The organism is Streptomyces sp. NPDC033178, assembly GCF_055577685.1.
Map to the genome: position 1 here is coordinate 25024 of NZ_JBVIPT010000040.1, position 13485 is coordinate 38508.

A 13485-nucleotide genomic window follows, 5' to 3' on the forward strand; every position below is an offset into this window, starting at 1 on the left:
CGGCTGGGAAACCGGGGGCACTGTCAGCTCATGGACGAGGAGGCGATGTCCGGGGCGCGTGTGGGGGCCGGGGCGGGGGGCGGTGCGGGCGTCTGCGCCTGGGCTGGTGTCTGCGCTTGGGCCTGTGTCTGCGCCTGTGTCTGCGCCTGGGCCTTGGCCTGTGTCGGCGTCGGCGTCGGCGTCGGCGTCGGCGTCGGCGTCGAGGGAGCCGAGACCGTGTCCACGGGCAGCAGTCGGGGCATCCCGACGGGTGGCAGTTCGATGGTGAACTCCGTGCGTCCCGGCTCGCTCTCGACTCCGATCCGGCCCCCGTGCGCCTGTGTGATCGCCGCCGCGATGGCGAGGCCCAGACCGGAGCCCCCGGACCTGGCGTCCGGGCGGGAGCGCGAGACGTCGGCGCGGGTGAAGCGTTCGAAGACCCTGGGGAGCAGGGCGGGCGGGATGCCGGGGCCGTTGTCGCGTACCCGGATGACGCGGCGCTCGTCCGTGGCCTCGACCGAGGTGACGACGGTCGTGCCCACAGGCGTGTGCATACGCGCGTTGGCCAACAGATTGGCCACCACCTGGTGCAGCCGGGCCTCGTCGCCGACGACGAGCGCCGGGGTGTCGAGGAGCAGCCCGAGCTGCCAGTCGTGGTCGCCCCCGGCGGCCCGCGCGTCCCACACGGCATCGGCGACCAGGTCCGCGAGGTCCGCCTCGGCGGAGTGCGACAGCCGTCCCTCGTCGAGCCGGGCGAGCAGCAGCAGGTCCTCCACGAGGCCGGTCATGCGCGCCGACTCGGCCGAGACCCTCCGCCAGGCCAGCGTGGGCTCGATCATGTCCGCGCCGCGGTTCATCAGTTCCGCGTATCCGGCGATGGCCGCGAGGGGCGTACGGAGTTCATGGCTGGCGTCGGCGAGGAGGCGGCGTGTGCGTTCCTCGCTGCGGCGGATCTCCTCCTCGCCGCGCTGCCGCTCCGCGAGCGAGGACTCCACGTGGTCGATCATGCGGTTGAGCGCGGCGCCGACCTGGCCTGCCTCGCTGGCGGGGTCGGTGTCCCGTTCGGATACGCGGGGGAGGCCGGACGCGGGGGTGGGGCCGGACACGTGGGTCAGGCCGGTGACCTCGCCCCCGTCCAGGGGCGAGCGGGAGACCTCGGCGGCGGTGGCGGCGACCCGTCCCAGCGGCCGCAGTTGACGTCGTATGACGACGGCGCAGACGCAGCCCGCGGCGGCGAGACCGACGACTGCGGCCACGGCCTCGACCACGACCAGATCCCGGATCATGTCCTGTACGCCGTCCATCGGCAGGCCGGTGAGAACGGCCTGCCCGCTGTCGGCGACGGCGGTGACCCGGTAGGTGCCGAGGCCGGGCACGGTCCGGGTGTGCAGGGAGCCGTCGGGCTCGATGCCGTCGAGGGCGGCGCGTTGGGCGGCGTTGAGATTTCGCGGGTCGCCGTCCTGGGGGACGACCCGGGCGGCCGATACGTATCCGTCGACGTCGAGCGTGCCCGCGATCGTGCCGACGGCCTGACCCCGCTGGTCGAGGAACGTCAGGTCCTCGTCGGCGGCGGGCCCGGCCCCGGTCGTGCCCCGAGTCCCGCTCTGAACCCGCTCGGCGGCGTTGGTGACGCGCTGGTCCAGGTCACCGAGCAGATACGAGCGTTGGACGAGGAACACGGTGAGCGCCGTCACCGCGCACACGGCGACGAGGGTGACTCCGACGAACAGCGGGAGGCGGGACCGCAGGGAGCGCCCGCGCGGGGGCCGGTCCCGCTGCGACCGCCCATGAGGCCGGAGCCGGAGCCGCAGCCGCGAACTCATCTCCCGGCCTCCGTCGATCTGCCGTCATAGGCGGCATCTCGCCCGGAGCGGGTCGCCGGCGCCGAAGCGAGTCCGGCTGTGCGGGGTTCCGGCCTAGCCGTGCAGGGTTCCGGCCTAGCCGTGCAAGGTTCCCGCCCCGCCGTGCAGGGTTCCCGCCCAGCCGTGTCGTGTCGCATTCCGTCGAGGACGTCGGCATGCGGGACGCCGCCGCGGGCGATGCGGCTGTGCTCGCCGCCGTTGCACGCGATGCCGATGCGCGCGCTGCCGTTGTGCGCGCTGCCGTTGTGCGCGCTGCCGTTGTGCGCGACGCGCGGAACGGACGCGCCGTCCGCCAGCCGGCACGACCGCCCACCGGTCGCGGTGACGGACCCCGTGCCGACCGCGGAGCGCGGTCCCATGTGGCCGGTTTCGTCGTCGACGTTCAGCACGCGGACGTGCTCCCTTCGGATGCCAGACATGTCTTGATCCTGTCCCGGTTGGCTGGCAGAACCCTGTGTTCCGCCTGAGCCGCAGCCGTGCGACCCGGTGGGCCGGGGCAGACGGCGACCCGCACGCGGGCGTAGCGAACCCGCCAACTCCCTTGGCCAAAAGGGGCATTGGCATTCCTCGGCCACGCGAATCCCTTGAGCCCCCTGCCGCGCGGCGCCCACTCTGATCACTGGCTTCCGCCCACCAGGCCGGAAGCGTTTGTCAGCGTTCAGGGGAGGACGCCCACCCATGCGAAGACACCACGCCCTCTGGGCCGTGGCCGGAGCGGCCGGACTGCTCGCGGGGGCAGTCACGCCCGCGACGGCCGGTCCCGGCGGCCCGGCCACCAAGTCCGACGCGACCACGAGGACCGGCGCGGAAACCCGCGCCGGGACCACGCAGACCGTCACCCTCCTCACCGGCGACACGGTGTCGCTCACCGCAGGACCGGACGGCAAGTACGCCGTCGACGTCCGGCGCGGCAAGGGCCGTGAGGCCGCCACCTTCCTGTCCACCGAACGCGACGGCGAGATCAGCGTGCTGCCGGCGGACGCGCTCCCGCTGGTACAGGCGGGCCGCCTCGATCCGGCCCTGTTCAACATCACCCAGCTGGTGAAGCAGGGGTACACCGACTCCACGACCGGCACCACCCCGCTCATCACCACCTACACCAAGGGCAGCGCGACGCCCGACGGAGCGCGCCGCACGCTCGCGCTGCCCGGGATCGACGGCGCCGCGCTCAGCGCGAAGAAGTCCACCGCCTTCTGGGCGGACATCGCCCCCGCGCTCGGCACCGGACCCACCACGAAGGCCGCGCGGCAACTCGGCGACGGTATCGAGAAGATCTGGCTCGACGCCAAGGTGAAGGTGTCCCTCGACACGAGCGTCCCGCAGATCGGCGCGCCCGAGGTGTGGCAGTCGGGCTACGACGGCAAGGGCGTCAAGGTCGCTGTCCTGGACACCGGCGTGGACACCGGCCACCCGGATCTGGCGGGGAAGCTCGCGGAGACGAAGAGCTTCGTGCCGACCGAGGCCGTGCAGGACGGTCACGGCCACGGCACCCATGTGGCGTCCACGATCGCCGGCTCGGGCGCGGCTTCGGACGGCAGGCTCAAGGGCGTGGCACCCGGTGCGGAGCTGCTGGTCGGCAAGGTGCTGGCGAACGACGGCCGCGGTCAGACCTCCTGGATCCTCGACGGCATGGACTGGGCCGCGCGCTCCGGTGCGAAGATCGTCTCGATGTCGCTGGGCGGTGACGCGTCCGGCCCCTCCGACGTGCTGAGTGAGACCGTGGACGAACTGTCCGCGTCCACCGGCGCTCTCTTCGTGATCGCGGCGGGCAACTCCGGCCCGTCCGAGCAGACCCTCGGCACCCCGGGTATCGCGGACTCCGCGCTGACCGTGGGCGCGGTCGACAAGTCCGACAAACTGGCCTCGTTCTCCAGCCGCGGCCCCCGGCTCGGCGATTCCGCCGTCAAGCCGGAGATCACCGCGCCGGGTGTGGGAATCGCGGCTGCCCGCGCCTTGGGAACCACCATGCCCGGCAGCACGCATGTCGGCGACAGTTACACCAGGGTGAGCGGCACGTCGATGGCGACCCCGCATGTCTCGGGCACCGCGGCGCTGGTCGCGCAGGCGCACCCCGACTGGACGGGGCAGCAGATCAAGCAGGCCCTGGCCACCACGGCCAAGACCAGCCCCGACGCCTCTGTGTTCGAGCAGGGCGACGGCCGCGTCGACGCCGTACGGGCCGTCGGGCAGGGCGTCTTCGCGACCCCGGCGCTCAGCTTCGGCAAGTTCGAGGAGGACGACGGCGCCGAGGCCGCGAGCAAGGAGATCACGTACACCAACACCACTGACAAGCCGGTGGAGTTGAAGCTGGCGTTGTCGCTCACCGAGGCCACCCTGGGCGCGGACGTCGTGACCGTCCCGGCGAAGGACACCGCCACCGTAGCGGTCACGGTCGACCCGGCCGAGGAGGCCGAGGGCCGGTACACGGGCCATGTCACCGCGAGCGCCGACGGCATCCGGGTCACCACGGCCGTCGGCTTCGAGAAACTGCCGAAGACCTACGACCTGAAGGTCTCGCTGGTGAACCGGAGCGGCAAGCCGTCCACCTCGGCGTCGATCTTCGTGCTGCAAGAGCTGAACGGCGCGTACCCGGACACGCACGGGTTCCTCGGCAGCGGCTACACGTTCAAGGTGCCGGCCGGTACGTACTCCATGGCGACCTGGATCCCGGAGCGGGACGCGGCCGGGCTGGAGGTCGCGACCTCCGTCGTCGGTGATCCGGAGATCAAGGTCGACAAGGACACCGAGGTCGTCTTCGACGCCCGCAAGGCCGTCGAGATCAAGCCGAGGACGAAGGAGAACTCCGAGTTCCAGGGCTTCAGCACCAACTGGCACCGGGAGGGGCCCGGGACCGCCTTCGGGGCGACCTACGCCCAGAACTGGTGGACCGACCGCCTCTATGTCGCCCCGACCGAGAAGGTCACCGAGGGCATGTTCGAGTTCACCCCCAAGTTCCGTCTGTACGAGAAGGAGTTGACTGCGAGCGTCAGCAGCCCCGAGAAGTACGCGCTGCCTCTCGACTATTCGCAGGTGAGCGACACCCTTCCGGTGAAGTTCAGCGGAAAGCGCACGGTGCGGGCGGTGGACGCCGGCAGCGGCACCCCGGCCGACTTCCAGGGGCTCGACGTCAAGGGCAAGGTGGCGGTGGTCCGGGTGGCCGCCGGGAAGACGGCTGACGCGGCGCTGGCCAACGCGACCAGGGCCGGGGCCGGTTACGTCATCGCGTACCAGGAGAAGCCGGGGTACTGGATCTCCTGGGTGGACACCACGACGATCCCGCTGATGGTCGCCACCGGCGAGGACGGCGCGAAGCTCGGCGCGCTGCTGAAGAGCGGGAAGAAGGTCACGCTGAAGCTGGACGGCACCGCGGTCAGCCCGTACGTCTACAACGTGATGTTCCCGCAGACCGGCGCCGTCTCGAAGAACCAGACGTACTCGCTGAACAGCTCCAACACCGTGCGGCAGAAGGTCCGTTACCACGGCAGCCGGGCCGGTGACGTCGGCAGGGACACCGTCTACCGGTACCGCCCGTGGCAGGGGGCCGCCATCGAGACCAGTCAGTACGTTCCGCTGGGCACGACACGTACCGAGTACTACAACGTGGCTCCCGACACCCGCATCTGGAACACCGTCACCCCGAACTGGCAGACCAGCAGGGGCCAGTGGAACGACCTGCGGACCTTCGACAAGGCGGGCAAGGTGCCCGCCGAGGAGTGGCTGCGGCAGGTCGTCCGGCCGGCGACCAGCGAGCGGTACGGTCTCTCCCAGCGAACCGGTGACAAACTCGCGCTCAGGGTTCCTGAGTTGAGCGACGCGACACCGGGTCACTACGCGAGCGTGGACGGCGCCCAGGACACCGCGAAGGGCGCGCTGTACGCGGACGGGAAGCTGGTCGGCAACAGCGCGCTCGGCGGCTACGGCACCTTCGACGTCTCGGGGGCGAAGGCCTCGTACCGCTTCGTGCTCGACGCGCAGCGCAAGGCCGACTGGGCCACGTACTCCACCAGCACCCACACCGAATGGTCCTTCGCGTCGGCGCACACGAACCAGCAGACCGCGCTGCCGCTGCTCTCCGTCGACCACGACCTCGACGGGCTCGACCTCCTCAACCGTGCGGAGGCCAAGCGGAAGTCGAAGCTCGAACTCTCCGTCCGGGACCAGAAGTCGAGTATCACGGCCCGTGAGCTGAAGGCCTGGGTGTCGTACGACGACGGCGCCTCCTGGAAGGAGGTCAAGGTCCGAGGCGGCAAGGCGGAACTCAAGCACCCGAAGGGCGCCGAGTTCGTGTCCCTGCGCGTACAGGCCGCCGACCGGGAAGGCAACGCGGTCGACCAGACCGTGGTGCGGGCCTTCGGCCTGAAGTAGTCGGCGGCCCGGACCGGCACGACAGCGGAGTTAACAAAGATCGCCTACCGTGCCGAGCCATGGTGAACACGGCATATGGCACGGCCGGGCAGAACACGGCGGGACAGAACACGGCAGGACGCGCCCCTGCCGCGAGCCCTTGGGCCGCGGTGGGAGTGTCCCCCTTCCAGGAGCGGGTGTACCAGGCGATCCTCCATCAGCCCGACGCCGGTGCCGCCGGCTGGGCCCTGCTGACCGGCGCCTCGCCGGCCCAGGTACGCGAGACCTGCAACCAACTGCTCGGGCTCGGGCTGCTCCAGCCGCCGGACTCCATGGGCGGGTTACGGGCGGTGGACCCACGGGTCGCGGTGCGCGCGCTGATCCGCCGGCGCGAGACGGAGTCCGAACTGCTCGCCGCCACCGCCGAGGAGATGGGCACCGCGTACGAGGCCGGGCTGCTGCGGGAGGAACCGTCCCGGCTGATCGAGGTCGCCTCCGGCGAGGGCGCCATCGCAGCACGTCTGGAGGAAATGTACGCACGCGCCGAGCGGGAGGTGTGTCTCTTCGACACGCCACCGTATCTCGCCCCGCCCGCACCTCAGGCGGCTCTCCAGGCCGATCTGCTGCGCCGCGGGATCGTCTCTCGCGGGGTGTACGCGGCGACGGCCCTGGAGGACCCGAAAATACTGTCGCGCACCTGGAAGATGGTGGAACTCGGTGAGCAGGCCCGGGTGTTGCCGTCCGTGCCCCTCAAGCTGCTGGTGGTCGACGGGTGCCGGGCGATGCTGCCGCTGACCGCCTCGGCGGCGGGCGGCTACTGCGCCGTCGTGGTGTGGCACTCGGCGGTCACCGAAGCCCTGCAGAAGCTCTTCGAGATGGCCTGGCAGCAGGCGACACCGCTCGGCCAGCCGACCGGCAACGGTGAACTCCTCGAAGGTGAGCGGGTGTTGATCCGGCTGCTGGCGGCCGGGATGAAGGACGAGGCGGTGGCCCGTCATCTGGGCGTGAGCCTCAGGACCCTGCGGCGCCGGGTGAGCGAACTCCAGGAACGGCTGGGCGCGGCGAGCAGGTTCCAGCTGGGGGTACGGGCCGCTCAGCGGGGCTGGGTGTAGCGACCGCGCGCCCGAGCCACCCACCGCACGCGCCGCCCGCCACCCACCCAGGCCACCCTCCGCACGGCAAAGGGCCGCACCCCCGTCTCCGGGAGTGCGGCCCTCGACTGCCGTACCGGACCGCGTACTTGCGGTGGCCCGCCTACTTGCGGATCAGGCTGCGCAGCACGTACTGCAGGATGCCGCCGTTGCGGTAGTAGTCGGCCTCGCCGGGGGTGTCGATGCGGACGACCGCGTCGAACTCCACACCGGTGTCGGTGGTGACCTTGACCGTACGGGGGGTGGTGCCGTCGTTCAGCTCGGTGATGCCGGCGATGGAGAAGGCCTCCTCGCCGGTCAGGCCGAGGGACTCGGCTGACTGGCCCTCCGGGTACTGCAGCGGGATGACGCCCATGCCGATGAGGTTCGAGCGGTGGATGCGCTCGTAGGACTCGGCGACGACGGCCTTGACGCCCAGGAGCGCGGTGCCCTTGGCCGCCCAGTCGCGGGACGAGCCGGAGCCGTACTCCTTGCCGGCCAGGATGACCAGCGGGGTGCCCTGCTCGATGTAGTTGCGCGAGGCGTCGTAGATGAAGGAGACCGGGCCGCCGTCGACGGTGAAGTCGCGGGTGTAGCCGCCCTCGGTGCCCGGCGCGATCTGGTTGCGCAGGCGGATGTTGGCGAAGGTGCCGCGGATCATGACTTCGTGGTTGCCTCGGCGCGAGCCGTAGGAGTTGAAGTCACGCCGCTCGATGCCGTGCTCGGTGAGGTACTTGCCGGCCGGGGTGTCGGCCTTGATGGCACCGGCCGGGGAGATGTGGTCGGTGGTGACCGAGTCGCCCAGCTTGGCGAGGACGCGCGCGCCGGTGATGTCGGAGACCGGGGTGGTCTCCATCGTCATGCCCTCGAAGTACGGGGGCTTGCGCACGTAGGTGGACTGCGGGTCCCACTCGAAGGTGTTCCCGGTCGGGATCGGCAGCGCCTGCCACTGGGCGTCACCCGCGAAGACGTCCTGGTAGGACTTGTTGAACATGTCCTCGCCGATGGCGTTCGCCACGACGTCGTTGACCTCGGCCTCGGTCGGCCAGATGTCGGTCAGGAAGACCGGCTTGCCCTCCTGGTCGACGCCGAGCGCGTCGCGCGTGATGTCCACCTTCATGGAGCCCGCGAGGGCGTAGGCGACGACCAGCGGCGGGGAGGCCAGGTAGTTCATCTTGACATCGGGGTTGATCCGGCCCTCGAAGTTACGGTTGCCGGAGAGCACCGAGGTCACGGCCAGGTCGTGGTCGTTGACGGCCTTGGAGACCTCCTCCGGCAGCGGGCCGGAGTTGCCGATGCAGGTGGTGCAGCCGTAGCCGACGAGGTTGAAGCCGACCTTGTCGAGGTAGGGGGTGAGCCCCGCCTTGTCGAAGTAGTCGGTGACGACCTTGGAGCCCGGGGCGAGGGTGGTCTTGACCCACGGCTTGCGGGTCAGCCCCTTCTCCACGGCCTTCTTCGCGACGAGCGCGGCGGCGACCATGACGTACGGGTTCGAGGTGTTGGTGCAGGAGGTGATGGCCGCGACCGTCACCGCACCGTGGTCGATCTCGTACGTGGAACCGTCGGCGGCGGTCACGGTGACCGGGTTGGACGGAGCGCCGTTGGGGTGGTTGGCCGGGGCGTCGGAGGCCGGGAAGGACTCCTTGCCGGCCTCGTCGGCGGTGTCGACGTAGTTGCGGACGTCGCTCTTGAACTGCTCGGCGGCGTTCGCGAGGACGATCCGGTCCTGCGGGCGCTTCGGACCGGCGATCGACGGGACGACCGTGGAGAGGTCCAGCTCCAGCTTCTCGGAGAAGTCGGGCTCGGCGGCCGGGTCGAGCCAGAGGCCCTGCTCCTTGGCGTACGCCTCGACGAGGGCGACCTGCTGCTCGCTGCGGCCGGTCAGCTTCAGGTACTTCAGCGTCTCGCCGTCGATCGGGAAGATCGCGGCGGTGGAGCCGAACTCCGGCGACATGTTGCCGATGGTGGCGCGGTTGGCGAGGCTCGTGGCCGCCACACCCTCGCCGTAGAACTCGACGAACTTGCCGACGACACCGTGCTTGCGGAGCATCTCGGTGATGGTCAGCACGAGGTCGGTGGCGGTGGTGCCGGGGGTCAGCTCACCGGTGAGCTTGAAGCCGACGACGCGCGGGATGAGCATCGAGACCGGCTGGCCGAGCATCGCGGCCTCGGCCTCGATACCGCCGACGCCCCAGCCCAGTACGCCCAGACCGTTGACCATGGTGGTGTGCGAGTCCGTACCGACAAGGGTGTCGGGGTACGCCTGCCCGTTGCGGACCATGACGGTCCGGGCCAGGTGCTCGATGTTGACCTGGTGGACGATGCCGGTGCCCGGCGGGACGACCTTGAACTCGTCGAAGGCGGTCTGACCCCAGCGCAGGAACTGGTAGCGCTCGCGGTTGCGGCCGTACTCCAGCTCGACGTTCTGGGCGAACGCCTCGTTGGTGCCGAACTTGTCGGCGATGACGGAGTGGTCGATGACCAGCTCGGCGGGGGCGAGCGGGTTGATCTTCGCCGCGTCGCCGCCGAGCTCCTTCACGGCCTCACGCATGGTGGCGAGGTCCACGACACAGGGCACGCCGGTGAAGTCCTGCATGATCACGCGGGCCGGCGTGAACTGGATCTCCTGGCTGGGCTGGGCCTGCGAGTCCCAGGTGCCAAGAGCACGGATGTGGTCGGCGGTGATGTTCGCGCCGTCCTCGGTACGGAGCAGGTTCTCCAGCAGGACCTTGAGGCTGTACGGAAGGCGGGCCGAGCCTTCCACCTTGTCCAGCCGGAAGATCTCGTACGACTCGTCGCCCACGCTGAGCGTGCTACGGGCGTCGAAGCTGTTCGCCGACACGACAGTCTCCTTCATTCATGTGCGCGTACCACCGCATCCTGCCGCCACGCCCTCTTGGCCGATCCGCTAAGGTAAGGCTAAGTTAGGTAACCCTTACCGGTCTGGGCGGCTGCGGCACGCCTCGGCAGATATCTCGATGTCGAGATAACTCTAGTACATGACCGCTGGGCGGTCATGCCCGGAGGGTGTGTCCTGTTGCACGGACACGCCCGCCGACCCGGCCCGGGAGGCATCTCAAGACGGCCGAAACAGTGCCGCAGGGCAGCCGCGAGAACGGGCCCGGCGCAGCCCAGGACACGGACCCGGACCCGAACCGGGCCCGGGGGCAAGCGTGTTCGGCGTATCGACCGGCATCCGGGGTACCCGGCGACGGACGACAAGGAGGCACGCATGCCCCTCACATTCCGTAAGAGTTTCCGGATCCTGCCGGGAGTACGGCTGAACATCAACCGTCGCTCGTGGTCCATCACCAGCGGTGGCAAGAACGGACCGCGGCGCACCCACAGCAGCACGGGCCGCCGGACCACCTCGATGGATCTGCCGGGTCCCTTCGGTTGGCGGCGCACCACGACCAAGCGCCCCAAGCGCGGCTGAGGGACCGTCACCCACTCGGACCCCCCGAGATGCCCCATCTCATATGTGAGATAGCCTGCCGCCATGGCAGACGACTACCTCGTACGCATCGGCAAGCTCATCCGTGACGCCCGTCAGCACCGGGGCTGGACACAGACGCAGCTGGCCGAGGCGCTCGGCACCAGTCAGAGTGCGGTGAACCGCATCGAACGCGGCAACCAAAACATCAGCCTTGAGATGATCGCCCGAATCGGTGAAGCGCTGGACAGTGAGATCGTCTCGCTCGGCTACGCGGGTCCGATGCATCTGCGGGTGGTCGGCGGCCGTCGGCTCTCCGGCTCGATCGACGTGAAGACCAGCAAGAACGCGTGCGTGGCGCTGCTCTGCGCGACGCTCCTGAACCGGGGCCGCACAGTGCTGCGCCGCGTCGCGCGCATCGAGGAGGTGTACCGCCTTCTGGAGGTGCTCGGCTCCATCGGCGTACGCACCCGGTGGATCAATAGTGGCGTCGACCTGGAGATCGTGCCGCCGACCGAGCTGGACATGGGGGCGATGGACGCGGCGGCGGCCCGTCGCACCCGCTCGATCATCATGTTCCTCGGCCCGCTGCTGCACCGTATGGACAGCTTCACGCTGCCGTACGCGGGCGGCTGCGACCTGGGCACGCGGACGATCGAGCCGCACATGATCGCGCTGCGCCGGTTCGGCCTGGACATCGCGGCCACCGAGGGTCTCTACCACGCACAGGTGGACCGCAAGGTGACACCTGGCCGCCCCATCGTGCTCACCGAGCGCGGCGACACGGTGACCGAGAACGCCCTCCTCGCGGCCGCTCGTCACGACGGCACGACCGTCATCCGCAACGCCTCGTCCAACTACATGGTCCAGGACCTCTGCTTCTTCCTGGAGGCGCTGGGCGTACGCGTAGAGGGCGTCGGCACCACCACGCTCACCGTGCACGGTGTGCCGAACATCGACGTGGACGTCGACTACTCCCCCTCCGAGGACCCGGTGGAGGCGATGAGCCTGCTGGCCGCGGCGGTCGTCACGGAGTCCGAGCTGACCGTGCGCCGGGTGCCGATCGAGTTCCTGGAGATCGAGCTGGCGGTCCTGGAGGAGATGGGCCTCGACCACGACCGTACGCCGGAGTACTTCGCGGACAACGGCCGTACGCGCCTGGTGGACCTGACCGTCCGGCCCTCCAAGCTGGAGGCGCCGATCGACAAGATCCACCCGATGCCGTTCCCGGGCCTGAACATCGACAACGTCCCGTTCTTCGCGGCCATCGCGGCCTCCGCGCAGGGCAAGACGCTGATCCACGACTGGGTCTACGACAACCGCGCGATCTACCTCACGGACCTGAACCGCCTCGGCGGCCGCCTCCAGCTCCTCGACCCGCACCGCGTACTGGTCGAGGGCCCGACCCGCTGGCGCGCCGCCGAGATGATGTGCCCGCCCGCCCTGCGCCCCGCCGTCGTCGTCCTCCTGGCGATGATGGCGGCCGAGGGCACGTCCGTCCTGCGGAACGTGTACGTCATCAACCGCGGCTACGAGGACCTGGCCGAGCGGCTCAACTCGGTCGGGGCGCAGATCGAGATCTTCCGCGACATTTGATACGCGGATGCCGCCGCACCCCCTCTGACCTGCTACTTAGCGGGTCAGGGAGGGGTGAGGCGGCATCTCTGGGACTTCTCTGGGACTTTAGGCCCCCGGCGGGCTACGGGCGACGCTCCACGGGCTCTGTCGACCGGCCACGGCTACCCGAAGATCGCGTCGATGGCGACGCTGCCACGTGCGCCCGCGCGGGGCAGGAAGTGGGAGTACTTCCGCAGCGTGAACCCGGGATCGGAGTGCCCCAGCCAGCGTGCCAGGGACACGATCGATTCGCCAGCCTCCAGTTCCTCGGAGGCGAAGAAGTGGCGCAGGGCGTGAAAGCCGTGCTCCCGGGACGGCTCCCACACACGGGCGCCGTCGGTGGTGCCATCCTCCAGCGGAGCGATCACGCCCGCCGAGGCAAGAGCGGGCTTCCACACGTAGGAGTTGAAGTAGTTCCGGTTGATGGCCTTCCTCTCTCGTCCCGTTGCCAGGAGGCTGTAGGTCCTCGGCCGCCGGTGTTTGGCTTCCACCGGCGTCTCGGCAGGAGTCGGGTCGTCCCAGGGCAGCGTGACCGGCACCGGCGCGAAGTGCTCCATGTGCTGCTGGATGGCCCGGGCCACGCTTGACGGCAGCGGCACGTCCCGAACTTTGCGGCCCTTGGGAAGCGCAAAACACAGCTTCGCCCGCACCATCTTGACCTGCCGCCGGACGTGGACGACTTCCTTGGCGAAATCGATGTCCTCCATGGCGAGCCCGAGTGCCTCGCCCTGTCGGAGCCCAAGGCCCGCGCCGATCACGATGAGAAGCTGGTAGCGGTCCGGCAATGCCTCCCGTACCGCCAGCACCCGTTCCGGCGGCCACGCCTCGACCCTGCCAGGTGCGGCGGCCGGAGGGCCAACCGTGCTGGACCGACATGGATTGCGTCCGAGGCGCCGGTCCTCGACGGCGGCCTGGAGGACGCTGGAGAGCGTCGCCCAGACAAGTCGGATCGAGATCGGACCGAGGTCCTTCTCCAGCCGCTTCTTCCAGTGACGCAGGACTTCCGCGCCGATGGCGTTGAGCGGCTAAGACGTCATTTCATTTGGTGGTGCGGCGGTAGCAGATGAGGGTGCTGGCGATGCCGACGAAGGCGAGGAAGTGTTCGGGCTTGCGCTCGTAG

At 69.8% G+C, this 13485-nt stretch carries 8 protein-coding genes; 4 read left to right on the forward strand and 4 right to left on the reverse strand.

Annotated features, from left to right (window positions below; all coding sequences use genetic code 11):
• Positions 1-23: 23 nt before the first annotated feature.
• The gene (locus ACZ5VQ_RS48530) at positions 24-1802 is read right to left on the reverse strand and encodes an ATP-binding protein (protein ID WP_469110623.1); all 1779 of its coding nucleotides are present in this window, start codon (positions 1800-1802) and stop codon (positions 24-26) included.
• A complete protein-coding gene (locus ACZ5VQ_RS48535) occupies positions 1799-2260 on the reverse strand; it encodes a hypothetical protein (RefSeq protein WP_469110624.1) in 462 nt (153 codons plus the stop codon). Before ACZ5VQ_RS48535 ends, ACZ5VQ_RS48530 begins: the two co-directional genes overlap by 4 nt.
• Positions 2261-2519: 259 nt before the next feature.
• Here ACZ5VQ_RS48535 and ACZ5VQ_RS48540 point away from each other — a divergent pair, with 259 nt between their 5' ends.
• Positions 2520-6206 carry a S8 family peptidase gene (locus ACZ5VQ_RS48540; RefSeq protein WP_469110625.1) on the forward strand — a complete coding sequence of 1229 codons (3687 nt, stop codon included), beginning with the start codon at positions 2520-2522 and terminating at the stop codon, positions 6204-6206.
• Between the two features lie 59 nt (positions 6207-6265).
• Positions 6266-7297 carry a response regulator transcription factor gene (locus ACZ5VQ_RS48545; RefSeq protein ID WP_469110626.1) on the forward strand — a complete coding sequence of 344 codons (1032 nt, stop codon included), beginning with the start codon at positions 6266-6268 and terminating at the stop codon, positions 7295-7297.
• 142 nt (positions 7298-7439) lie between these two features.
• Here ACZ5VQ_RS48545 and acnA read toward each other — a convergent pair whose 3' ends face one another.
• A complete protein-coding gene (gene acnA, locus ACZ5VQ_RS48550) occupies positions 7440-10157 on the reverse strand; it encodes an aconitate hydratase AcnA (protein ID WP_423555985.1) in 2718 nt (905 codons plus the stop codon).
• 390 nt (positions 10158-10547) lie between these two features.
• On the opposite strand from acnA, the gene ACZ5VQ_RS48555 reads away from it, so the two are divergent.
• Entirely contained in the window at positions 10548-10751 is a 204-nt protein-coding gene (locus tag ACZ5VQ_RS48555) for a DUF4236 domain-containing protein (protein WP_055614328.1), read from the forward strand.
• Between the two features lie 63 nt (positions 10752-10814).
• Positions 10815-12344 (forward strand): helix-turn-helix domain-containing protein, encoded by a 1530-nt coding sequence (locus tag ACZ5VQ_RS48560; RefSeq protein ID WP_469110627.1) that lies wholly within the window; start codon positions 10815-10817, stop codon positions 12342-12344.
• 143 nt (positions 12345-12487) lie between these two features.
• On the opposite strand, the gene ACZ5VQ_RS48565 is transcribed toward ACZ5VQ_RS48560, so the two are convergent.
• Entirely contained in the window at positions 12488-13171 is a 684-nt protein-coding gene (locus ACZ5VQ_RS48565; RefSeq protein WP_469110628.1) for a tyrosine-type recombinase/integrase, read from the reverse strand.
• Positions 13172-13485: the final 314 nt, after the last annotated feature.